We start from the raw sequence: 22,178 nt of genomic DNA on the forward strand, positions 1-22,178 counted from the left end.
TCTAGTGACCTTCGTGGCTGAGCAGGGCGTTTTCGCTTTTCTAATCGACAGTGACCGGTTGTTCCATATACTCCTTTTCGGTTGTTTCTGCTATTTTTATATTTCCGTTGGATAGATCTGTAACCCATTCAATGAAGTTCTCTCGTTCATCAACTGGTACACATACTTGAAATTCAACGTCGTCTGAATAATTGATAGCTTTGAGCGGATACGATGAATTCCTTATTTCATTTTCGAATTTACCCAACAATGAGTAATTTACTTGAAAAACGATGATGGCCATCAATTTCCTCTCGACAATTCCAGCTGTATTCAGCCCTTCTGATGTAGAAGTCCCGTATGCACGGATCAGTCCTCCTGCACCAAGTTTGATTCCCCCAAAGTAACGGGTAATTACTACCACGGTATTTTTCAATTTTCTCTTTTTTAAAACTTCTAAAATCGGGACTCCAGCCGTGCCACTTGGCTCACCGTCGTCATTTGCTTTTTGAATTTGGTCATTTTCGCCTATAAGGTATGCAGAGCAATTATGATTGGCATCGTGATGTTTCTTTTTGATCGATTGGATGAAACCCTGGGCTTCCTGTTCGGTTTCGGCCCTTTGTATATAGGCGATAAATCTTGATTTTTGAATGTTTATTTCGTGTTCTCCGTAACCTTTTACGGTATAATATGATAAGAGCATATAAAACCTCCAGATTGGTTGATTCTTTTATCAATTATATATCTGGACTAATCTCCCATCAAATTCTAGAAATTAAAGAAAAAAATTGAGTAAGAAAGTCATAAATTCCAAAACTATTTCGAAATGTGTAATAATACTAGGGGAAAATTTTGGATATAGGACTTTTTGGTTAAATGGGTAAGAAGGACCTAGTGCCTAAAGGGGATTGTTCGTTACAGTAGTATGGAGGCAATTGGAGGTAGATGAAATTATGAATCCTACAAAAACGTTTGATCCAAGCAGTATTGACGCTATCCTGGATAAAACGATCTCCACCGTTACTGAGAGTAAAGAACAAATCTTTGATATTGGCGAACAATCTAGAGAAGAATTTGAACGTTTATCAAAAGAATTGAAAGGCATTCGTGAAGCTGTTTTAGAAACGATTCGACGAGGGGACTTGCTAGAAACAAAGTCGAGGCTCTCCCGGTCGAAGCTAGCGGAAGTCAGTAAACACTTCGAGCGGTATGGGGAAGAAGAAATCAAGCAAACCTATGAATCGGCTAGCCAGTTTCAAGTGGAGTTGATTTCTACACGGCAGAAGGAAGCAGCGTTACGTGAGCGCAGGGATGATATCGAACGCAGGCTCCTCATTTTGGAAGAAACCGTTGAACGGGCAGAACGTTTGGTCAACCAGATCAGTGTTGTTTTAAGTTACCTTGACAGTGATTTGCGAAAAGTCGGTGATATTGTCAGGGACGCAAAAGAAAAACAGGATTTCGGCTTACAAATCATTGAAGCCCAAGAAGAAGAGCGAGGCCGGGTTTCAAGGGAGATTCATGACGGTCCAGCTCAAATGCTAGCGAACGTTCTCTTGCGTTCTGAATTGATAGAAAAAACATATATGCAAAAAGGTGTCGAAGAGGCACGTAGAGAATTACAAGATTTAAGGCAAATGGTCAGAAGTGCCTTGATTGAAGTGCGCAGGATCATTTATGATCTAAGGCCGATGGCGTTGGACGATCTAGGGCTTGTTCCAACGTTGGAAAAATACCTTCGTACCGTCTCTGAATCTACAGGGATCAACATACATTTTAGGTGTCTCGGAAATGAGCGTCGGCTCCCTCCAAAAATGGAGGTTGCCACCTATCGGCTGATTCAGGAATCTGTTCAAAACGCCTGTAAGCACGCCAAAGCAGATGAAATCCAGGTGAAGGTCGAATTTCAGGAACAGTTGTCGATTCTCATCCGGGACAATGGGATTGGATTCAATAAGACAGAGAGAAAAGACCAATCATTCGGAATCATCGGGATGAAGGAACGAGTCGATTTATTAGATGGCACTATTCAAATCGAGAGCACCCCTGGAAAGGGAACAATGATATTCATACAACTACCATTAAGTAAGCAGGAGGCATGGAAATGACACAAGTAAACGCCGTGAAAACGAAGATTGTATTGATTGACGACCATAAATTGTTCCGTGAGGGCGTCAAACGGATTCTAGACATGGAAGAGGATTTCGAAGTAGTAGCTGAAGGTGACGATGGACAAGAAGCTGTAGATCTGATTGAATCCCATTATCCGGATGTTGTTCTGATGGATATCAACATGCCGAACATTAATGGTGTTGAAGCGACACGCCGTTTAGTTGAAAGGTTTCCAGATATCAAAGTCGTCATCCTATCCATTCATGATGATGAGGCATATGTAACGCATGCGGTACAAACTGGTGCGTCTGGTTACTTGTTGAAAGAAATGGATGCAGATTCGTTGATTGAAGCTGTCAAAGTTGTTGCTGACGGTGGAGCTTATTTGCACCCGAAAGTAACCGTGAATTTGTTGAGTGAATTCCGCCGTATCAAAACGCACGGCCGGAATTCAGGCGGAGAGGTCGGCTTTAAAGAAGTTGAGTACCGTAAACCGCTTCACATTTTAACACGGCGTGAGTGTGAGGTCTTGCAAATGCTCGCTGATGGGAAGAGTAACCGCTCGATTGGAGAGGCTCTATACATCAGTGAGAAGACTGTCAAAAACCATGTAAGCAACATCCTGCAGAAAATGAACGTGAACGACCGTACCCAGGCGGTAGTTGAAGCAATCAAAAACGGCTGGGTGAAAGTGAATTAAGTATTTATGATGGACCTTCTGGCGTGCCAGAAGGTTCTTTTTTACAAACGGGAAAGACAAGTGTGAGACCATGAGTGTAGAAGAATTATTACGAGACTTGTGTGCCACATACCAGATGAACAATTCAAGGCGATCCGATCCCGCCTAAGTTTTTTCGTGTGAATCGAGGAAAGATGTATCCAGAGTATTACAAAGGAATTCATGGTGGTGAATATAAAATATCGGATGTTCTCTAACAAAAAAAGACCTGAGTGGAGATGGTTTTTTCTCCATTCAGGTTTTTCTTATGTAGATATTCAAAAAGATAGGCCAGAAGATGTGCAGGAATCTAGCTCTCATTTGTAAAAAGATTCAAGTAACTAATGTGAAGGGAGAATGTTGGAATGAAGTTTATACGTTTGATGTTCATCATCTGTTTATTTTCGACTCCATTTCTGCTCCAACAAGGTGTAAATGCGTCAAATCAATCTGTTTCAAATGAATGTGAAAATGCAGATGGAGTTTCAGTGCCAGGTGCAGAAAAACAAAAGATCGCTTGCCTGGATGACCTATCTACTGAAGGTCTGGTATTGACAGGACATACCAACCCGAATGATTGGGCAGGGCTACACGCGGCAGGTACGTCTAACCCAGTTGGGATACCAGGAATCCAAATCGACGGTTACTTCCCGGACACATCCACAACAAACAAGAACAATAACTGGAACCATGATTCACAGTTCGTCATCCGCTTGCCTGATAACTGGAATGGTAAACTTGTCATCACAGGGGCTCCGGGAAATCGAGCACAGTATGCAAATGACTTTATTATCAGCGATTGGGTGCTTTCCAAAGGATATGCTTTTGCCTCGACAGACAAAGGCAATACAGGGCTGCAATTTTACAAGGATGGAGATAAGCCTGGGGATGCAATAGCAGAATGGCATGACCGAGTAAGAGAGTTGACGGTCGCTGCAAAGAAAACAATAAAACAATACTATGGAAAGCCAGCAAAATTTACATACATGACAGGGATTTCCAATGGTGGCTACTTGACTCGTTATGCGATTGAAAATTCGCCGGATTTATTTGATGGCGGAGTAGATTGGGAAGGGACGCTTTTTTCAGAAGACCACAATTTGCTTCAGTATTTACCGACTGCTCTCACGTATTATCCCGAATTCAAATTGGGTAGTGAGGACGCACATAAAAAAATGCTTGAAGCTGGTTTTGAGCCAGGATCTGAGTTCCTATGGGACTATCACTACAGTGTCTACTGGGATTTGACACAACGGATTTACAGGGAAGAGCTTGATCCTACTTATGATGGTGAACTAGAAGCAGGCATCCCATATTGTCAACCAGGGACACCAAATTGTGATGCTGATTATAATTATGAGGAAAGGAAGGGATTCGTGAAAGAGGCGATTGACAAAGTAGCACTGACAGGAAAAATCAAAAAGCCGATGATCACCCTTCACGGAACCATGGATACACTCCTTCCCATCAAAACGGACTCAGATGTTTATACAAGAATGATCGAGGAAAACGGGGAAAGAAACAATAAACATCGGTATTATACGATAGAAGATGGTACTCATACTGATTCACTTTATGACCAGCATCCAGATAAACTCCGGCCGATCCTGCCTTGCTACAGGGAATCGTTCGAGTTGATGGAACAATGGGTCGAGGATAAGGAAAAACCGCCAGAAAACCAGTTTATAGAACATCCTGAATCAGATGATGTAGTCAATAGCTGTACAATCCAATAAGCATCAGGAGAAGGGGCTGTCCCAAAACAATAGTGTCAGACACCACCACACAACATTTTGTTTCAAAAACACACTTTTTCTCAAAATGTTGCTAGGGACGGTGAGAGTCAACCACTAATGGGACCGCCCCTTTTTCGATTTTACATGTTTATTTTAATGTTATTCCAGTAAAATAGGGAAGGTGATTCGTCGTTTTAGTCAAATACATAGTGTAGGTAAATAAATCGAAAGGAATATAAGTGTATGCACAAAGTCGCAATCATTACAGATAGCACTTCTTATCTGCCGAAAAATCTGCGGGAGCAATACAACATCAGGATGGTACCATTGAATGTCATTTTTGAGAATGAATCGTACCAGGAAGAAACCGAATTGACTGCAGATGATTTCTACCTTCAAGTCCGTGAAGGCGGGAACCTGCCGAAAACGTCACAGCCAGCAGTTGGTTTGTTCGCAGACCTTTATGGCGAACTTGCTGAGGAAGGGTATACCGATGCGATCGTCATCACGCTTTCAAGTGAAATCAGTGGCACGTACCAGAGCGCCGTATCTGCAAAAACGATGGTCGACTCGATCCATGTTGAGGTCTTCGATTCTGAAATCAGTTGCATGCCGCAAGGGTTCTTTGCGCTAGAGGCAGCGAAAATGGCAGCGCAAGGGCAAGCTGCTAAAGTCATTCTATCTCGGCTGAAAGTGATACGTGCAAAGGGCATTCCAGCTTACTTCATGGTTGATGACCTGAGCCACTTGCATCGAGGCGGGCGTTTAAACAGCGCACAGTTTTTTGTCGGGAATCTGCTCCAGGTCAAGCCTGTCCTGCAGTTCGTCGATAAAAAGATCGTCCCATTTGAGAAGATCCGAACCCGCAAAAAAGCCATCAAGCGTTTGTTTGAACTGATTCATGAGAATCTTGGGAAGGATGAAACAGCACAAATCTCTGTCATCCACGCCAACCGGGAGGAAGAGGCTAAGGGCTATTCGGAGGAATTACGTCGTGATTTTCCCAATGCAGAAGTCATCATCACATATTTTGGTCCGGTAATTGGAACCCACCTGGGTGAAGGCAGTATCGGACTGACTTGGATTAAAGAATAATGCACTCATCTATTTCATACCGGTGGCGGAACTGATGCGTTTTGCCACCATTCCTACTAAACTCGGTCCCTTCCTATGTCCCGAGCCTCTAGCTAATCAAAGCACCTCACTATTTCCAATCAGCAAATTAACTGAACTGCCTTATCCACCACTCCAGTCTGATTTCAATTTCGACCCTGATCTTCAAGCATTTTTTACCGGTCGGCTCCTCCTGTTAGATGAAATTCCTTTCCCGCTCCAAACGATCCAGGCTCACTATTTACATGGTTTCATTCAATATGAAAAAGGAATAACAAAAGAAGAACATGGATTATCCTGTCGAAGATGCGGCAACCAGGACAAGGAGTTGTTCGCTACTTTTTCCTGTTACCGCTGTAAAGAGGAGTGTGCTTATTGCCGGAACTGTATCATGATGGGAAGGATCAGCCAATGTACTCCACTCATACGGTGGGCTGGCCCAGCAACTGGTTTCCATGTAGAGGAACCGATTTTACGATGGGACGGTCAGTTATCGGAGCTCCAATCGTCCGCTTCTGAAAGAGTGTATGAGTTGATCGGGCATGCTGGGGAAATCCTGGTATGGGCGGTTTGCGGATCTGGCAAGACTGAGATTCTTTTTGCAGGTATTGAAAAAGCATTGCGGGAAGGGTTGCGTGTATGTCTTGCTACTCCGCGGACCGATGTGGTGATGGAACTATTTCCGAGATTTGAACAAGCTTTCCCAAATACCCAGGTGGAAGCCCTCTATGGCGGACACTCGAGTATGGACAGAGCTTCTCCACTTGTCTTATCAACAACCCATCAATTATTCCGTTTTGAAAAAGCCTTTGATGTCATGATTGTTGATGAAGTTGATGCTTTCCCGTATTCGTATGATAAAACGCTCCAGTTTGCGGTTGAAAAAGCTTGTAAGGATGAAGCTGCTCGTATTTACTTATCAGCTACCCCTTCTGAAGATCTATTGGCGCGTGTCAGACGGAAAGAGTTAGATGTCATCCACATATCGAAAAGGTTTCACGGTTATCCTTTGCCAGTACCCGAGTTTACGTGGTGCGGGAACTGGAAGAAAGGATTGAAGAAGGGATACGTGCCAAAGGTCTTGACGGAGTGGGTGAAAAGAAAACTGGATAGCGGCCGGCAATGTTTCCTGTTCGTTCCGACGGTGAAGGTTTTAAATGATGTATATGAATGTCTGAAAAGTGATTCAGTCGATTTTGTCCATGCAGAGGATCCGGAGCGGAAAGAGAAAGTAAACCGATTTCGTAAAGGAGAGATAACCATGCTGATAACAACGACTATTCTTGAACGGGGGGTTACTGTTCCGGAAATCGATGTTGCGGTATTCGGTGCTGACCATGAGGTATTCACCTCTAATGCATTCGTGCAGATTTCTGGGAGGGTGGGACGAAGTATTGAAGATCCTTATGGTGAAGTCACCTATTTCCATTTTGGAAAAACAAAAGCGATGGCATCAGCGAAAAAGACGATTGAGCAGCATAATAGCCGATCCTCCAGAGAGATTGACAAATGAAATGCCTTTATTGCAAAAGTATATTTGTTACATCAATTGGATGGAGGGATTTGTTCGGTTTAGATCATGAACCTTTACTGTGTGAGGATTGCCGGGGGGAGCTCGTTTTTATCGAAGGAGAGATTTGCCGGCAGTGCGGTCGAGCTTTTTCGCTATTTCCCGAGAAATACCGTCAAAATGATCTATGTTCAGACTGTGTCGAATGGAACCAAAAAGGCCGCTCAATAAGCAAAAATCGCTCCTTGTTGCAATACAACTCTTTCTTACAGGAATTTATGGCCCAGTTCAAATATCGTGGAGATGCAGAACTAATTAAAGCATTTAAGAGCGGCTTGCAAACTCTTTTTAATAAGGAGTTTCGTGACTCTATTTTGGTACCGATCCCTCTTAGTAAAGAAAGGCACTTTGAGCGTGGATTCAATCAGAGTGTTTTGATCGCTGGTTTGCTTGATATCCCAATGTTGGATGCTTTGGCACGACCGTTACATGAAGAAAAGCAGAGTAAGAAATCCAGGTTGGATCGGCTTGGAAATCGGACGTTATTTTCTTTTAAAACGGGCTCAGAAGTTCACGGAAAATCCATTGCTTTAGTTGATGATATTTATACAACCGGAGCGACCGTAGAAGCTGCAGGGAAGATTTTACTAGATCATGGTGCCCGAAAAGTCTCGTCTTTTACAGTAGCAAGGGGGTAATTGTTACTAAACAAAGGAAAAGGCTAAACTTTCAATTTTAGTGTCCGATATATGTACTAGATATAGTAGAATTGAAGGAGAGAGCATCTATGGCTGAGTTAGCCAATTGCCCGCAATGCAACCGTATTTTTGTAAAGGCTTTTAGACAAGTATGTGACGTATGTTTTAAAGAGAAAGAAAAAATGTACGAGCTCGTTTATAAATTCATCCGCAAGAAAGTGAACCGAGAAGCATCTTTGTGGGAAGTCCATGAAGGGACCGGTGTACCTGAGAAAACGATCATCCGATTTGTAAAGGAAGGTCGGATCAGGGCACATCAATTACGGAACATTGCTTATCCATGTGAACGTTGTGGAAAAAACATTCACAATGGACGGATCTGTGATGACTGTAATGGTGATATGAAGAACGAATTGAGAATACATGAAAAAACGGCCCGGAAATCCATTCAAGAGGAACGCATTACTTATCATACAGAAAAATAATTCAAACGTGGAAGTGAGGAGGAAATTCCATTGAAAATCAATCGATATGGAAACATCTCAAACAACCCATACAAACAACAGGTGAATAAACCGGCAGAGAACCAACAGCAGCAAGTGAAGCAAGATAAAATCCAAATTTCTAAAGAAGCGCTGGAGATGCAGAAAAATAACAGTGTTTCAAAAGAACGCACTGAAAAGATCGAACAGTTAAGAAAGGATATCGAATCTGGAAATTACCACGTTGATTCTGGGAAGGTAGCCAAGAAATTCTTCGACTTTTGGACGAAGAGCTAAGGGTGTGAGCGTATGAAAGTGGATCGTATGGTCGGACTGCTGTCCGATTTACATCATCAGCACAAATTGCTTCTAGACCTTTCCGTGCAAAAAACGGAAGCGTTGAAAAAGAACGACATTAAAGTGTTGGACAAGCTATTGAGCGAAGAAAATAAATGCATCCAAACGATTGAACGTATAGAAAATGATCGCGTCCGTGAAGTGGAAGTCCTTTTGAACACACAAGGAATTGTCGTGGACGAAAACCCTTCACTATCCCAGTTATTACGTTTTTATAATCATGAAGGGCAAGCGAAGCTGATTCAGGTACAAAATCAGCTGAAGCAGACGATTCAGCAGCTTCAGGAACAGAATGAACTGAACCATGAACTGACGAGGCAATCGTTGCAATTCGTCAATGCTTCCTTATCGTTGATGGAACCGAAGAAACCGACAGCGAATTACAGACGGCCTGGCCAGACGACCAAACAGGACGGATATCAGAAATCCCGATCAATATTTGATTCTAAAGCATAGGAAAGGCGGCAAAACATCATGTCTTCTACGTTTCACGGACTTGAAACATCACTCAGAGGATTACGGACCCATCAAAGCGCACTGAATACGACTGGACACAATATTTCAAATGCCAGCACCCCTGGATACTCGAGACAGCGCGTCAATTTTACACAGACGGAAGCATTCCCGGCACCGGGACGGAATCGACCACAGATTCCAGGCCAGCTCGGGACAGGGGTCGAAGCTGGTTCAGTGCAGCGTGTACGTGAAAGTTTTCTTGACGTTCAGTTCCGTGGGGAAAATACGAAGTCAGGCTACTGGTCTGCACGAAGTGATGCCCTTCAAAAGATGGAAGAAATCATGAATGAGCCATCTGACCATGGATTAGGAAAAACGATGGATCGTTTCTGGCAGTCTTTGCAGGATCTAGCGGTCAACCCTGAAAATTCAGGAGCTCGTTCTGTCGTGAGGGAACGTGGACAGGCACTTGCTGAAACATTCAACTATTTGTCAGGTTCATTGACTTCAATCAAAGAGGATATCAAGCTGCAAATTGACAACTCAGCCGACACGATCAGCTCCATTGCAGAACAGATCAACAATTTGAACAGGCAGATCGGAGAGTTGGAGCCTCACGGTTACTTGCCGAATGATTTGTATGATAAGCGTGATCTGTTAGTCGATCAATTGTCCGAACTCGCAAATGTGAAGGTTAAGAAAGTGGACAGCGGCGGAGATGATCTTGAGATTGCTGAAGGGAAGTACACGATCGAATTGGTGGATGACAGTGGAAAACCGATCGGTACTCTCGTTGATGGGGAGAAGCTTAATTGGAATAAACTCACTGTTGGTTATGAAGATGGGAAAACCAACACGGTTACATTGACGGAGTATGGCAAGGATGGAACCCCGACAAATAATAACACTGAGATTGGAAGCTTCACTTCTAAGGGGAAATTGCTCGGTCAGATGGAAGCACATAATGACGTTTACCCTGATATGTTGTCGAAGCTTGATGAAATGGCGTATCAGTTTGCCGTTGAATTTAACAAAGTCCATTCGAGTGGGTATGGATTAGATCCGAATAACGTGCCAAGCCAGAACACCGGGGAGTTGTTTTTCGATGAATTAGCTGATACACAGGGATCAGCCTCACTCATCAAGTTACATGGTGACATTACTGATACGGGCGGACTGAATAACATTGCAGCTTCTAAAGATGGATTTTCCGGTGATGGAAGCAACGCGTTGTTGCTGTCCGATGTGAAGGATTCGAAGTTTGAGTTCAGTTCTGGGGAAGCGACAGTACAAAGCTTTTACGAAGGTGTCATTGGTAAAATGGCTGTTGATACTCAGCAGGCGAACCGTTTAATGAATAACTCCGAGACTTTGAAGCAATCTGTGGAGGAACGCAGACAATCTGTGAGCGGTGTATCATTAGATGAGGAAATGACTAGAATGATGCAGTTCCAGCATGCGTATAATGCAGCTGCACGAAATATCACTAGTATCGATGAAATGCTTGATCGGATCATCAACGGTATGGGTCGAGTAGGAAGGTAGGGATAGAGGATGCGTGTTACGCAAAGTATGCTGACAGGAAATATGCTTCGTAATTTAAGCCAAAGCTATGAGCGGATGGGGAAGTACCAGGACCAGCTTGCAACAGGGAAACGTATTAACAGACCTTCTGATGACCCTGTCGTAGCGATGAAAGGGATGGAATATCGTACTAACCTGACGGAGGTCGAGCAATTCAAGAGGAATTTATCTGAGGTTTACAACTGGATGGATAATTCAGATGCAGCCTTGGACGAAGCAGGACAAGCATTGCACCGGATCCGTGAGCTAACCGTGCAGGCGAGTAACGGAACATACGAAGACGGACAACGGTCAGCGATTGCGAAAGAGATCAGCCAAATTCGCGATCACTTGATTGATATCGCCAATACAAAGGTTGCCGGGAAGTATATTTTTAATGGGAATAATACAACGGAAGCACCAGTTACGGGTGATGGAGCAATAGCTGCTACCGCGAATGACAATCCAGTTGAAATTGAAGTATCCAAAGGGATCAAGGTCAGGACAAATATCACACCGGGCAATGTATTTTCACAGGGTCTTTTTACTGATCTTAAAGATTTAGTAGAAAAACTTGAGAATGGTGCATCTGAAGACGAAATCAGTGCATATCTATCTAACTTAGATACCCACATGGATAACAATACAGCAGAAAGAGCAGAACTTGGTGCACGCTACAACAGGGTTGAGATGATCAGCGACCGAGTGGCTGAGCAAGAAGTCATTGCAAGCCGGATTCTATCGGACAATGAAGATGCAGATATGGAACGCGTCATCACCGATCTAAAGACTCAGGAAAGTATCCATCGAGCTGCTCTAGCAGCAGGTGCGAGGATCATCCAGCCAACATTAATGGACTTTCTACGATAGACGTTCTATAAACTTCGGATTTCATTGTTACTCGGTTTTTCCGGTCCTCCGACGTACAGGAAGTACTAGAACCGGCGTTGTCACAGGACGTGATGATTTTAGCCGGTTTCATTTCCGGTCTTCAAAACCATTGTGCCTCGACCTCCTTGTTTCTATAACGTCTACTATTGATTTCAAGTGACTATGAAAGCTATCTCGCAAGATAGCTTTTTTCTGCTAAAGAGGTGATCTAATGCAAATCCCCCAAATTCGAATACAGTCGCAGCCTGCTTTAATCGGTTTGGAAACGACAAAAGGCGTACAACAGATCAGGCAACCAAAGGCAGAGCAATCCATTCAACAACCAAAAGCAGATCTCAATGTAAAAACGACAAAAGGGATAATGACTATCGACCAGACAAAGGCTTGGAACGATATGGATTTAAAAAGTGTTTTTGTTCGTACGGAAGAAGCAGCACATTTAGGGCGGGAGGATCTTCTTTCTGGTATTGCACGACGGGCTCAAGAAGGCGACCAGTTAATGAGGATTGAAAACGGTGGTAATCCGATTGCAGAACAAGCACGTGTAAACAGTGGAGGGGAAATGAGAGAGTGGAACATCGGTTGGATTCCATCGGCAGGTAGTGTAAAGCTGAATTATTGGCCAGCCAATGTCGATATTGATGTACAAGTCAACAAACCGAACATTGAGACGGTTGCCAAGAAACCTGAGCATACCTATCAACCGGGTAAAGTAGACGTTTTTTTACGTCAGAGAAACTCTGTATCGATTAATTTTGTCTAATAAAAAGAGTGTGGTGGATAAATGATGAAAATAAATACGAAGTACTTTGGAGAAGTAGAAATTGAAGAGAAAGACATTGTAGCCTTTGACCAGGGTATTCCTGGTTTTATTGATGAAAAACAGTTTGTTATTCTGCCATTTGGAGATGAAGATACAGCATTGAGTATTTTGCAAGCTGTAAAAAATTCAAACCTGGCATTCGTCATTACCAATCCTTTTCTATTTTTTAAAGATTACGAGTTTAATCTTCCCGATAATGTAACAGAACAATTAGAGATCAAAGAGGAAAAAGAAGTGGCTGTGTTTGTCATTTTAACTGTACAGGACCCTTTTGAAAAAACGACAGCCAATTTGAAGGCACCGATTGTCTTAAATATAAAAAATAGCTCTGGTAAGCAGATCGTTTTAAATGATGACCAATATCAGACAAGACACACTTTGTTTTCTCAGCCCCATACAGCAGCGAAGGGGGAGAATTAAATGCTTGTCTTAACTCGAAAACTGAATCAATCCATTCAAATCGGTGAAGATATTGAAGTGAAAGTGCTCGGTATCGACGGAGATCAAATTAAGATAGGAATAGACGCTCCAAAAAACATCGATATACATAGAAAAGAAATCTATCTAGCAATTCAAGAGGAGAATAGCAGTGCCGCAACTGTTGATTCAGATCTTATCAAGAAGCTGTCAGGGATCGTAAAGAATAAATAATAGTAAAAAATCAGGTTGTTTTCTACCAAATCAAGGGTGGAGGACAGCCTTTTATTTTTTTTGCATTTTATATTAAAGATCTCTATGAATAAGACGATATAAAGAATGTAAACGAAGCAACAATGAGGGCGGCCGACTTGATTGATGCTTCGAAAATAAGAGAACCACAAGGACGTGGTTCGACAAAATTCAAGGAGGAATTTAATAATGAGAATTAATCACAACATCGCAGCTCTTAACACGTATCGTCAGTTGAATAGTGCATCTACAGCACAAGGTAAATCAATGGAGAAACTATCTTCAGGTCTTCGTATTAACAAAGCAGGAGATGATGCAGCTGGTCTAGCAATCTCTGAAAAAATGCGCGGACAAATTCGTGGTTTAGAAATGGGTTCTAAAAATGCTCAAGATGGTATCTCTTTCATCCAAACAGCTGAAGGTGCATTAAATGAAACTCATTCTATTCTACAACGTATGCGTGAACTAGCTGTTCAATCATCAAACGATACTAATACTGATGCTGACCGTTCTGAACTTCAAAAGGAAGTTGACCAATTAGCAGAAGAAATTACTCGTATTGCTAATAATACTGAGTTTAACACAAAATCTCTTTTAAATGGTGCTGTTGATGATAACAATGTAAAAGCTGCAACTTTCCATATTGGTGCAAATGCAGGCCAAAATTTAGAATTAACTATTGGAGCTATGGACGCTAAGTCTTTAGGTGTAACTAGAGATGTTCAGTCTGCTAAAGTTTCAGGAGCTACAGATGTAACAGGAGCAACACTAAGCGGTACTCTAGGCACAGCACTTACTGATGGAGCTTCATTAACATTAAGTGCTGATGATACTGCTGCAAAAACTACTTGGAGTGCTGCCGATTTAGGAATTACTGGAACATCTTTGGCATCTACCTCAAATTCTTCAGAGTATAACGATTATACAATAACAGTTACTAAAACTGGTGGAGCTGGTGCTGATGTAACTGCTGCTATTGATTCAACTGCAAAAACAATTACAATTAACTATTCTTCAGATGTAGCTGCAGCTGGTAGTACGGCTGCTAAATTACAGTCGGCATTAGATGGAGCAAATATTAATTTAACTGCAACTGGTGATGCTACTGCTGTTGCAGGAGGTACAGACGTTGCCGCAACTACAGCAGGTTTAGCTGATGATGAAGTGAAATTAACAATAGGGTCAGAAGATGTTATTGTAAAAGATACAGCTACTTCTGCTACGTTCACAAGTGCGGCAAACCAAGGTCTAACTGTTAATCTAGATGGAGCTGTTACTGGTTCTGCAGCAGCTACTATTGATATTGGAATTAGTTCTTCATCAGAAGCAACATTTGCTGGTGGAGCAAAAACAGCTGACGCTAATGTTGCTGGCGGTATTGACATTTCATCTCAATCTGCAGCAGATACAGCTATCACAGCTATTAACACTGCAATTGAAACAGTGTCTACTGAACGTTCTAAATTAGGTGCTTATCAAAACCGTTTAGAGCACACAATTAACAACTTGAACACATCTTCCGAAAACTTAACTGCTGCTGAGTCTCGTGTACGTGATGTAGACATGGCAAAGGAAATGATGGAGCAAACAAAGAATTCTATTCTTTCTCAAGCAGCACAAGCAATGTTGGCTCAATCAAATCAGCTTCCGAACGGAGTTTTACAACTTCTAAGGTAACTGATTGAAGGGCGTCTTATCTGGTAACGGATGAGAGTATAACTGGGTGAATTGCTGGAACTTCCTTAAACTCTCTCAACCACAACGTAGCTGTAAACGGCACGCGTGAAGGTTTGAAAATGAGAGAGATTGGATAATCAGCAGCCAAGCTCCTGTGAGGAAACTCTGGAGAAGGTTCAACGACTAAGTCGGACTATCTAAGGCTAAAAGCTATGATGATGAGGACTGTAGGGTGGGAATACCATTCGAAGTGCCCAGCCCCTTAAAACAAGGGTGAAGATATAGTCTATTCTATGATCGAAAGACATAGCGGCGAAGCAAGCCAACCAACAACCACAAGGAGTTCTTCAACTTCTTCGTTAATCAATTTCAAATTAATGGTCGTCTCAATCGAGGCGACCATCTTTACGTAACTCTGAAACTTTATATACGATAGACCAATAACTTCTGTTTAAACTTTTGGCTATTTCTTTATCCTTCACTCCTGATTGTTTCAATGTAATAATTCGTTTAATTTCTTCATAACTGTAATTCTGTTGGTTATCTGAAGAGCTTGTTTGAATAGTTATATTTCTTCCGTATTTTTTGTATATACGATTCGAAATAGATTCAATTTTCTTTTCGATATTTGTTTTATATTGCATTGAAGGTATACATTTTGAATAAGGAGCTATTATCTGTAAAAATTGACGAACTTCCTTTACTTTATTAATCTTTAATAGGGATCCATGACCATGAGGGTGGCTTGATACTACAAAATTCGTTTTAAATAGGATATTAATATGATTTGCTAGTTTATGATTCTCATTTCTCTTAAAGTTTAATGTGGAAATAGTTATACCTGGAGTACAATAAACAGTTTTTTTGTTTTTATTCAATCGAGTAGTCATTGAAAGGCTTCCATCATCTAGGTAAAGTGCAGTTAAAAACATGGGGTGCATACATTTACTAAGGAAGTTATCAGTGAGGACTTTTGAACTGCCATTATAAAGGACATTTCTTAAACTAGTGAAGTAGGGGTGACTGCCTGAGCGTAGATAATTCCCGTTTATTGTAAAACCCAGGTTTTCTAGTTGTGATAATTTCCATTCTCTATAATCTCTTTGGGACTCCCCAAAATGTTCTTGATAAGCAAAATTAATACTCCGTTTTGCGCCTAGGCTAATATAACCATCTCCTAGTAAACTACCATAGAGTAATTGCTCTTGTATAAAAGTTGGTGAAAGGCTAGGAATGTTCTCCTCATACCACTTTCTTCTATTCTTCACTAACTGATTTTTAAGTTCATTTAAGTAATCTTCATTTTTGTTAATATGATTTTTCTTTGCAATTGTCCGTACTTTAAATTCAGAGAGGTTTAAATACTTAGCCACTTTTTCTGTACTTTCAAAAGGGAAATGCTTTTTAATATACACAATTATCTCATCCATAACAAAAAAGCCTCCTTCATTATAGGAACATATGTTCCCTTAAATTATATCATGTTTTACTTAAGTTATTGATTTTTTTACCGATAAAAATAGTAGAGATAAGAATAGTAGGGGGAGCGGTTATGAGTGTAGGGAATGTCGGTTCATCTCCTTCAGTTTTTCCGAAGCAGGAAGGTAAATTAGAACCTCAGAATAATGAATATCAAGCTGAACAAAAAGAACATCACAAACATCAGGATGTCGTTTTATCGAAACAAGATCTACAGGAAAAAGTGGAGAGTATGAATGACTTCTTACTACCTACCCAAACATCTTTGAAATTCGAGCTCCATGAAAAATTGGATCGGTATTATGTTCAGGTAATTGATGACAAGACGAAAGAGGTCATTAGAGAGATACCGAATAAGAAGTTTTTAGATATGTATGCGGCAATGGCGGAATTAGTGGGGATTGTCGTAGACGAAAAAATTTAGAGGTGAAATAGAATGGACATGCGTATTGGTGGCCTTGCCAGTGGAATGGACATCGACCAGATCGTCAAGGATTTGATGAGGGCGGAACGAATTCCTCTCGATAAAATGAATCAGGATAGGCAGTTGCTTGAGTGGAAGCGTGATGACTATCGTGAAATGAACAAACTGTTGAAGGATCTTGACCAATTGATTTTTGATGGCATCTATCGACAAAAGACTTATTTGACGAAATCGACAGCCAGTTCGAATGAAGCGGTGGTATCAGCAACTGCAGGTAGTAATGCTGCAGCAACAACGACTACGATTGATGTAACCAGACTTGCTAGTGCAGCAAGGTACAATTCCGAAACAGCCGTTATTGATCCTGCCAGTGGTGATGACGGTGATACACTTTTACAAGATGTTGATTTCAACACTGCAGGTTCATTTGCAGCTCCTTTTAGTTTGAAATTAAGTGTGATCAAACCAGGCGAATCACTAGCAAGCGATATTACGCTAGACATCGATCCTTCGACTGATTCGATCAATGATATCATGTCAAAGATCAACTCCCATACTTCATTAGGGGTATCTGCCTTTTACGATGAAGCGACCAATAAAGTTGTCCTTACCATGAAAAATACAGGTAGTGGAGCGAAGTTAAGCATTACTGATGACGGATCTGCTGACAGTACTAAAACGGCTGAGTTTTTCAGCTCGCTCGGTTTTACTAATGCATCGGCAGGAAATGAACTGGGAGACTCCAATGGAGACGGAACTGTGGAGCTAACCATGAAAACAGTCGGCCAAGATGCTGAGTTTACCTATAATGGTTATGCTACTACGCGAAAAACGAACACATTCACAATCAACGATGTCACCTACAACTTGAAACAGGTTGGTTCGGCGAACGTATCTGTTACTCAGAATACGGATTCGATTTTTGACTCGATCGTCAAGTTTGTCGATAAATATAATGAGACAATTGAAAAGATCAACGGTGAGATCGGCGAAACACGTTATCGTTCTTACCTGCCTTTGACGAAAGAGCAGCGTGAGGATATGGGAGATCGTGAAGTCGAGCTTTGGGAAGAGAAGGCGAAGAGCGGGATGCTCAGGGGTGATACGATTTTATCTGGCGGATTGAATGCTATGCGCTCAGGTCTTTACTCGCAAGTTACAGGCGCGAATGTTTCATCGAACTATAATCAGCTCGCTCAAATCGGTATTAAAACATCGAGTAATTACCGTGACGGCGGGAAACTGATCATTGACCCGGATAAGCTCAAAAAAGCGATCCAGGATGACCCGAATGCTGTTTACCAATTGTTCATGAGTAAAGGTGAAACGACCAGTGAGCAAGGCATTGCTCGTCGTCTTCGTGAATCTATTTCGGATACTATGACAAAGATCGAAGTTAGAGCAGGTAACAGCTTAAAAACAAACCAGCAGTTCTCGTTAGGGCGTAACATGACCGATCTTGATTCACGGATCAGTAACTTTGAAAGAAAATTGATCGGAATCGAGGATCGTTATTGGAGTCAGTTTACGGCAATGGAAAAAGCGATAAGCCGGATGAATCAACAGTCTATGTTTTTGATGAATCAATTTGGCGGCGGCATGTAAGCCGTAAAAACTTCTAAGGAGTTGTTTGATTGACCATGTCTTTAAATGCATACCAAACGTACCAACAGAACTCAGTCGGAACTGCGTCTCCAGGTGAATTGACGTTAATGCTGTACAACGGTTGCTTGAAATTTTTAAACCAGGCAAAAGCAGCTATTGAAAAAGGAAAAATCGAGGACAAAAATACGAATTTGCTGAAGGCTCAAAAGATTATCCAGGAGCTGATGGTGACGCTGAATACGGATGTCCCTGTTGGTAACCAAATGATGCATCTTTATGATTACATGAATCGCCGGTTGATGGAAGCAAATGTGAAAAATGAGATCGCAATCATTGAAGAAGTGGAAGGATTAACTGTAGAGTTCCGAGATACGTGGAAGCAGGTTATCCAGCAAAATCGAAAAGCGAATTATGGGGCAGGAGGCCAGGCGTAAATGAGTGCGGTGCAAGAGTTGTTGGAACACACAGAGAAGCTTTATGACCATGTGAAAATGGGATTGCCAGAAGAAGAGCCAGATCATTACTTCGAGGAGCTCAATGAGTATATCGAATACAGGCAGAAATTGATTGAACGTTTGACTGGTAATTACAATAAAGAAGAGAAAGAGTTGGGAAAGCAGCTTGTTGAAATCAACAAGCTGATCCAGCCTTACCTGGACAAACAGCTGCAAGAGATCAAAGCACAGCTCATGAAAATCAGGACGAAACGGACGAACAATACGAAGTATGCAAATCCTTATCAAGGGAATAGTGCTGACGGAATGTTTTTTGATAAGAGGAAGTAGGTCGGGATGCTAGCATTAGATCAGAAACAATACGAAGTGATCAGTCAGTATGTAAAGTTGCTTAAAATTGTTGAAGAGGGCTTTGGCTATATAAATGAGCAATATAGACAGGAAAAACATGATGCTGGCGATCGAATGCTTGGTGATATATTGATTGCTTTTTCGCAATTTGAAATGGCGAACCAAACGTTGATGACAGCATTTGGGGAAGAAGTATTATACGAAATCCAGATGTTCAAATCGATCATTGAAATCATAGAAGAGTTAGAAGTGAACTTTTATCATGAGGATTGGAAAAAAGACATTATCTTATCGAAGTTGATCCCGGCGTTCAACTCATGGAGCATCCTAATGCGAGCGAAGTTCGAACCTTATTTACTGCACTAATACATATTATTCGAGAGCCTGGAGTCGATCCGGGCTTTTTATTTTACTATAAAAAGGATAAAATATTGTTTTCGGAGAAGTAATGTCCAGCTCCAACGCCCAACCACTTGGATCACTTCAGACCTCCTGCGGCGGTCGACACATTGATTTAAATCGAAGTGTTTACCCACGCAGAACCGAACTTTGTTTGGTTCGAACCACATCGTTGGACTTCCAGTGACCTGCGTGGCTGAACAGGGAGTTTACGCTTTTATTATGAAAGGAAACCGTGTCATGTATCCCAAATTTTTTAAAATTTAGCGGATTTTATCGGACATTAAGAGAGGATAGTGCTTTCGTAAACTAAACACGAGGGTAAAATACATTACAACTTATAAGGTTGCAAGGTGTTTTGATATTGGAGTGGCTGCAAGTCATGTGAATGTTTAAGGGAGTGTACTGTATATGAAAAAGTTATTGTTAACGGGATTCGAGCCCTTTTTGGATCATGGGGTCAATCCGACGGAACTGATCGTTAAGGCCCTTGATGGGAAGATGATTGGTGATTATCAGGTGATAGGTCGGGTCCTCCCGGTTGAGTTTGGCCGTTCGGCTGACGTTCTGCTTGGGTTTATACAGAAGTTGGGGCCGGATGCGATAATCTCACTTGGACTTGCAGCAGGGAGGGATAAGATTACACCGGAACGGGTTGCGATCAACGTCAATGACGGTGTTGCAGATAACAAAGGGCGTGTCCCAGTTGACGAACCGATTGTAAAGGATGGTCCAGATGCTTATTTTTCAACGTTACCGATCCGTCAAATGGTGAATGCATTGCTGGAGAATGGTATTCCAGCAATGATCTCCAATTCAGCCGGGACTTACTTATGCAACAATGTCATGTATTCAGTACGTCATTATATAGAAGTAAGCGGGAAATCCATACCTGCGGGGTTCATCCATGTACCAGCATCCTTCGAGCTTTCGGTTAAGAATTATGAATTGTCTGGATGGCCCTTGGAGACGATTCGATATGCGGTGGAAATCGCTGTCGGAGAGCTGGAGTAAAACCTTCAAAACCCTTATGGCAGTAAAGGAGTCCCAAGGACAGTCGTCTGATAACTGGTCTATTTTTACTAAACATTTTCGGAATCTTGACTCTAAAGGTTGTCACGTTGTATACTCTTATTGTGGAAATTCCACATGATTTTTTGAATACGAAAGGAATGTGAATTACATGCAAGGAAAAGTTAAATGGTTCAACGCAGAGAAGGGCTTCGGGTTCATCGAGGTTGAAGGTCAAGACGACGTATTTGTACACTACTCTGCAATCAGCTCTGACGGATTCAAAACTCTTGAAGAAGGTCAAGACGTTGAGTTTGAAGTAGTTGAAGGTAATCGTGGACCTCAAGCTTCAAATGTAGTAAAGCTTTAATTCACATTCCTTTTTTAGGGTTTGAATTAAAAGCAATATCCCCCGTTTCTCATTTTGAGGAGCGGGTTTTTATTATCATCAAGGGTATAGGTGTATGGGATCACAATACTAACTTTATACCCTCTTAACAGTTCCTTTACATTGATGCGAAAGACCTCTACACTTCCTTTGAATGTGTGTCGAAAATTGTCTATAACACGTCAGAAGCATGGCGTGAACATCGCGTGTTTTTCTTTTTATTTCGCTGTTTTGATTAATTTCCCTAAAAAAGACTGAAATTTAAAAAAATTGTCATATTTTTTGAGTTTCTTTTCTTGTTTATGAAGGAATTGTTAAGGGGTATAGCGAAATATATATAAACACCGAAAGGAGGAGTCTCTCATGAACTTTAATATTCGTGGAGATAATATTGAGGTAACACCAGCATTGAGGAACTACTCGGAAAAGAAAGTTAGTAAGCTCGAGCGTTATTTTGATGGTACTCCAAACTCAGATGTTTACATCAACCTGAAGGTGTTCAATAACGAGCAGCTAGTTGAAGTGACGATTCCTATGCCAGGTTTGTTATTGCGTGCTGAAGAATCGCATGATGACATGTATGCTGCCATTGATTTAGTAGTTGAGAAATTGGAAAGACAAATCCGAAAACATAAAACAAAAGTAAATCGTAAATTTCGCCAGGGTGGCGCGATCAAATTCGCCTTTGCCAATGGAAATGGCAATGTAGCTCCTTCCACGACAACACTTCTTGAGGAAGAAGAGGATGAAGACGAATTCCAGGTTGTCCGTAACAAACGTTTCGATCTGAAACCGATGGATACACAGGAAGCGATTCTTCAAATGGATATGCTAGGGCATAACTTCTTCGTCTTCTCACATGCTGAATCAGGAGAAACAAATGTCGTCTACAAACGGAAAGATGGAAAATACGGACTCATTGCCCCGGATATTGAATAAATGACAAAATAGCAAATTTTAAAGACGTGGCCAGATGGCCACGTCTTTTATCGTGCGCCTCAGACTGTACCAGGCACCAAAATTCCGCCCTACTGCCCCAAGGGAAGTAAGAAGGTGCCAGGCACCGTTCAGAAAGTCAGTGATACCAAGGGTTTTGAAACGGTGCCTGGCACCCGATGAAAATCCCTGTGTATCAAGGGTTTCAAAATAGTGCCTGGTACAAGTGGAAGGTACGGTTTTAGCGGATAGAAGCTTGAAGTTAGCGGCTGCCCTGTCAAACCCTTCAAGGGACATACCTTGCATTCTTGTCCTTCCTCCTTCAAACTGTTAAAATAAAGCA

26 protein-coding genes are annotated in these 22,178 nt (G+C 41.7%); 23 read left to right on the forward strand and 3 right to left on the reverse strand.

Annotated features, from left to right (window positions below):
- Positions 1–40: 40 nt before the first annotated feature.
- A complete protein-coding gene (locus tag L1611_RS10435) occupies positions 41–685 on the reverse strand; it encodes a YigZ family protein (RefSeq protein WP_236313038.1) in 645 nt (214 codons plus the stop codon).
- A 250-nt stretch (positions 686–935) separates the two neighbouring features.
- On the opposite strand from L1611_RS10435, the gene L1611_RS10440 reads away from it, so the two are divergent.
- From L1611_RS10440 to L1611_RS10510, 15 genes are all read left to right on the forward strand, one after another.
- Positions 936–2,090 carry a sensor histidine kinase gene (locus tag L1611_RS10440; protein WP_236313039.1) on the forward strand — a complete coding sequence of 385 codons (1,155 nt, stop codon included), beginning with the start codon at positions 936–938 and terminating at the stop codon, positions 2,088–2,090.
- A complete protein-coding gene (locus L1611_RS10445; protein WP_236313040.1) occupies positions 2,087–2,794 on the forward strand; it encodes a response regulator transcription factor in 708 nt (235 codons plus the stop codon). The genes L1611_RS10440 and L1611_RS10445 overlap by 4 nt, the downstream gene beginning before the upstream one ends.
- 383 nt (positions 2,795–3,177) lie before the next feature.
- Complete coding sequence (locus tag L1611_RS10450; RefSeq protein ID WP_236313041.1) at positions 3,178–4,548, forward strand: alpha/beta hydrolase family protein; 1,371 nt, start codon at positions 3,178–3,180, stop codon at positions 4,546–4,548.
- Positions 4,549–4,791: 243 nt separating this feature from the next.
- On the forward strand, positions 4,792–5,643 hold the full coding sequence (locus L1611_RS10455) for a DegV family protein (RefSeq protein WP_236313042.1): 852 nt from the start codon (positions 4,792–4,794) through the stop codon (positions 5,641–5,643).
- Between the two features lie 34 nt (positions 5,644–5,677).
- The gene (locus tag L1611_RS10460) at positions 5,678–7,174 is read left to right on the forward strand and encodes an ATP-dependent helicase ComFA (RefSeq protein WP_236313043.1); all 1,497 of its coding nucleotides are present in this window, start codon (positions 5,678–5,680) and stop codon (positions 7,172–7,174) included.
- A complete protein-coding gene (locus L1611_RS10465; protein ID WP_265738427.1) occupies positions 7,171–7,869 on the forward strand; it encodes a ComF family protein in 699 nt (232 codons plus the stop codon). Before L1611_RS10460 ends, L1611_RS10465 begins: the two co-directional genes overlap by 4 nt.
- Positions 7,870–7,958: 89 nt before the next feature.
- Positions 7,959–8,354 (forward strand): TIGR03826 family flagellar region protein, encoded by a 396-nt coding sequence (locus L1611_RS10470; protein ID WP_236313045.1) that lies wholly within the window; start codon positions 7,959–7,961, stop codon positions 8,352–8,354.
- A 30-nt stretch (positions 8,355–8,384) separates the two neighbouring features.
- A complete protein-coding gene (flgM, locus tag L1611_RS10475; protein ID WP_236313046.1) occupies positions 8,385–8,648 on the forward strand; it encodes a flagellar biosynthesis anti-sigma factor FlgM in 264 nt (87 codons plus the stop codon).
- Positions 8,649–8,660: 12 nt separating this feature from the next.
- Positions 8,661–9,164, forward strand: a complete 504-nt coding sequence (locus L1611_RS10480) for a flagellar protein FlgN (RefSeq protein WP_236313047.1) — start codon at positions 8,661–8,663, stop codon at positions 9,162–9,164.
- Between the two features lie 18 nt (positions 9,165–9,182).
- On the forward strand, positions 9,183–10,709 hold the full coding sequence (flgK, locus tag L1611_RS10485) for a flagellar hook-associated protein FlgK (protein WP_236313048.1): 1,527 nt from the start codon (positions 9,183–9,185) through the stop codon (positions 10,707–10,709).
- Positions 10,710–10,718: 9 nt separating this feature from the next.
- A complete protein-coding gene (gene flgL, locus L1611_RS10490; RefSeq protein ID WP_236313049.1) occupies positions 10,719–11,597 on the forward strand; it encodes a flagellar hook-associated protein FlgL in 879 nt (292 codons plus the stop codon).
- A 232-nt stretch (positions 11,598–11,829) separates the two neighbouring features.
- Positions 11,830–12,381: a DUF6470 family protein gene (locus L1611_RS10495; RefSeq protein WP_236313050.1), complete on the forward strand. Its 552-nt coding sequence runs from the start codon at positions 11,830–11,832 to the stop codon at positions 12,379–12,381.
- Positions 12,382–12,405: 24 nt separating this feature from the next.
- The gene (gene fliW / locus L1611_RS10500; RefSeq protein WP_236313051.1) at positions 12,406–12,861 is read left to right on the forward strand and encodes a flagellar assembly protein FliW; all 456 of its coding nucleotides are present in this window, start codon (positions 12,406–12,408) and stop codon (positions 12,859–12,861) included.
- On the forward strand, positions 12,862–13,092 hold the full coding sequence (gene csrA, locus L1611_RS10505) for a carbon storage regulator CsrA (RefSeq protein ID WP_236313052.1): 231 nt from the start codon (positions 12,862–12,864) through the stop codon (positions 13,090–13,092).
- A 207-nt stretch (positions 13,093–13,299) separates the two neighbouring features.
- On the forward strand, positions 13,300–14,787 hold the full coding sequence (locus tag L1611_RS10510; RefSeq protein ID WP_236313053.1) for a flagellin N-terminal helical domain-containing protein: 1,488 nt from the start codon (positions 13,300–13,302) through the stop codon (positions 14,785–14,787).
- A gap of 386 nt (positions 14,788–15,173) precedes the next feature.
- Here the strand turns inward: L1611_RS10510 and L1611_RS10515 are convergent, their stop codons facing one another.
- Entirely contained in the window at positions 15,174–16,217 is a 1,044-nt protein-coding gene (locus tag L1611_RS10515; protein WP_236313054.1) for a hypothetical protein, read from the reverse strand.
- A gap of 122 nt (positions 16,218–16,339) precedes the next feature.
- On the opposite strand from L1611_RS10515, the gene flaG reads away from it, so the two are divergent.
- From flaG to hpf, 8 genes are all read left to right on the forward strand, one after another.
- Positions 16,340–16,690, forward strand: coding sequence for a flagellar protein FlaG (gene flaG / locus L1611_RS10520; RefSeq protein ID WP_236313055.1), 351 nt, complete (start codon positions 16,340–16,342; stop codon positions 16,688–16,690).
- Between the two features lie 18 nt (positions 16,691–16,708).
- On the forward strand, positions 16,709–18,295 hold the full coding sequence (locus L1611_RS10525; protein ID WP_236313282.1) for a flagellar hook-associated protein 2: 1,587 nt from the start codon (positions 16,709–16,711) through the stop codon (positions 18,293–18,295).
- Positions 18,296–18,330: 35 nt separating this feature from the next.
- Positions 18,331–18,729, forward strand: coding sequence for a flagellar export chaperone FliS (fliS, locus tag L1611_RS10530; RefSeq protein ID WP_236313283.1), 399 nt, complete (start codon positions 18,331–18,333; stop codon positions 18,727–18,729).
- The gene (gene fliT / locus L1611_RS10535; RefSeq protein ID WP_236313056.1) at positions 18,730–19,080 is read left to right on the forward strand and encodes a flagellar protein FliT; all 351 of its coding nucleotides are present in this window, start codon (positions 18,730–18,732) and stop codon (positions 19,078–19,080) included.
- A 6-nt stretch (positions 19,081–19,086) separates the two neighbouring features.
- On the forward strand, positions 19,087–19,467 hold the full coding sequence (locus tag L1611_RS10540; RefSeq protein WP_236313057.1) for a DUF8042 domain-containing protein: 381 nt from the start codon (positions 19,087–19,089) through the stop codon (positions 19,465–19,467).
- Positions 19,468–19,911: 444 nt separating this feature from the next.
- On the forward strand, positions 19,912–20,514 hold the full coding sequence (gene pcp / locus L1611_RS10545; protein WP_236313058.1) for a pyroglutamyl-peptidase I: 603 nt from the start codon (positions 19,912–19,914) through the stop codon (positions 20,512–20,514).
- Between the two features lie 169 nt (positions 20,515–20,683).
- On the forward strand, positions 20,684–20,881 hold the full coding sequence (cspD, locus tag L1611_RS10550) for a cold-shock protein CspD (RefSeq protein WP_236313059.1): 198 nt from the start codon (positions 20,684–20,686) through the stop codon (positions 20,879–20,881).
- A gap of 381 nt (positions 20,882–21,262) precedes the next feature.
- Entirely contained in the window at positions 21,263–21,838 is a 576-nt protein-coding gene (hpf, locus tag L1611_RS10555; protein WP_236313060.1) for a ribosome hibernation-promoting factor, HPF/YfiA family, read from the forward strand.
- Between the two features lie 18 nt (positions 21,839–21,856).
- Here the strand turns inward: hpf and L1611_RS10560 are convergent, their stop codons facing one another.
- The gene (locus L1611_RS10560) at positions 21,857–22,141 is read right to left on the reverse strand and encodes a hypothetical protein (RefSeq protein WP_236313061.1); all 285 of its coding nucleotides are present in this window, start codon (positions 22,139–22,141) and stop codon (positions 21,857–21,859) included.
- Positions 22,142–22,178: the final 37 nt, after the last annotated feature.

Origin of the sequence: Pseudalkalibacillus salsuginis (assembly GCF_021646685.1) — a bacterium.
In the GTDB taxonomy this organism is placed as follows: domain Bacteria; phylum Bacillota; class Bacilli; order Bacillales; family Fictibacillaceae; genus Pseudalkalibacillus; species Pseudalkalibacillus salsuginis.

Excerpts from the sequence above, each read along its gene's own strand:
- L1611_RS10435 (WP_236313038.1), bottom strand. The coding sequence starts at position 685 with ATGCTCTTATCATATTATACCGTAAAAGGTTACGGAGAACACGAAATA.
- L1611_RS10440 (WP_236313039.1), top strand. The coding sequence starts at position 936 with ATGAATCCTACAAAAACGTTTGATCCAAGCAGTATTGACGCTATCCTG.
- L1611_RS10445 (WP_236313040.1), top strand. The coding sequence starts at position 2,087 with ATGACACAAGTAAACGCCGTGAAAACGAAGATTGTATTGATTGACGAC.
- L1611_RS10450 (WP_236313041.1), top strand. The coding sequence starts at position 3,178 with ATGAAGTTTATACGTTTGATGTTCATCATCTGTTTATTTTCGACTCCA.
- L1611_RS10455 (WP_236313042.1), top strand. The coding sequence starts at position 4,792 with ATGCACAAAGTCGCAATCATTACAGATAGCACTTCTTATCTGCCGAAA.
- L1611_RS10460 (WP_236313043.1), top strand. The coding sequence starts at position 5,678 with ATGCGTTTTGCCACCATTCCTACTAAACTCGGTCCCTTCCTATGTCCC.
- L1611_RS10465 (WP_265738427.1), top strand. The coding sequence starts at position 7,171 with ATGAAATGCCTTTATTGCAAAAGTATATTTGTTACATCAATTGGATGG.
- L1611_RS10470 (WP_236313045.1), top strand. The coding sequence starts at position 7,959 with ATGGCTGAGTTAGCCAATTGCCCGCAATGCAACCGTATTTTTGTAAAG.
- L1611_RS10480 (WP_236313047.1), top strand. The coding sequence starts at position 8,661 with ATGAAAGTGGATCGTATGGTCGGACTGCTGTCCGATTTACATCATCAG.
- flgK (WP_236313048.1), top strand. The coding sequence starts at position 9,183 with ATGTCTTCTACGTTTCACGGACTTGAAACATCACTCAGAGGATTACGG.
- flgL (WP_236313049.1), top strand. The coding sequence starts at position 10,719 with ATGCGTGTTACGCAAAGTATGCTGACAGGAAATATGCTTCGTAATTTA.
- L1611_RS10495 (WP_236313050.1), top strand. The coding sequence starts at position 11,830 with ATGCAAATCCCCCAAATTCGAATACAGTCGCAGCCTGCTTTAATCGGT.
- fliW (WP_236313051.1), top strand. The coding sequence starts at position 12,406 with ATGAAAATAAATACGAAGTACTTTGGAGAAGTAGAAATTGAAGAGAAA.
- csrA (WP_236313052.1), top strand. The coding sequence starts at position 12,862 with ATGCTTGTCTTAACTCGAAAACTGAATCAATCCATTCAAATCGGTGAA.
- L1611_RS10510 (WP_236313053.1), top strand. The coding sequence starts at position 13,300 with ATGAGAATTAATCACAACATCGCAGCTCTTAACACGTATCGTCAGTTG.
- L1611_RS10515 (WP_236313054.1), bottom strand. The coding sequence starts at position 16,217 with ATGGATGAGATAATTGTGTATATTAAAAAGCATTTCCCTTTTGAAAGT.
- flaG (WP_236313055.1), top strand. The coding sequence starts at position 16,340 with ATGAGTGTAGGGAATGTCGGTTCATCTCCTTCAGTTTTTCCGAAGCAG.
- L1611_RS10525 (WP_236313282.1), top strand. The coding sequence starts at position 16,709 with ATGCGTATTGGTGGCCTTGCCAGTGGAATGGACATCGACCAGATCGTC.
- fliS (WP_236313283.1), top strand. The coding sequence starts at position 18,331 with ATGTCTTTAAATGCATACCAAACGTACCAACAGAACTCAGTCGGAACT.
- fliT (WP_236313056.1), top strand. The coding sequence starts at position 18,730 with ATGAGTGCGGTGCAAGAGTTGTTGGAACACACAGAGAAGCTTTATGAC.
- L1611_RS10540 (WP_236313057.1), top strand. The coding sequence starts at position 19,087 with ATGCTAGCATTAGATCAGAAACAATACGAAGTGATCAGTCAGTATGTA.
- pcp (WP_236313058.1), top strand. The coding sequence starts at position 19,912 with ATGAAAAAGTTATTGTTAACGGGATTCGAGCCCTTTTTGGATCATGGG.
- cspD (WP_236313059.1), top strand. The coding sequence starts at position 20,684 with ATGCAAGGAAAAGTTAAATGGTTCAACGCAGAGAAGGGCTTCGGGTTC.
- hpf (WP_236313060.1), top strand. The coding sequence starts at position 21,263 with ATGAACTTTAATATTCGTGGAGATAATATTGAGGTAACACCAGCATTG.
- L1611_RS10560 (WP_236313061.1), bottom strand. The coding sequence starts at position 22,141 with ATGCAAGGTATGTCCCTTGAAGGGTTTGACAGGGCAGCCGCTAACTTC.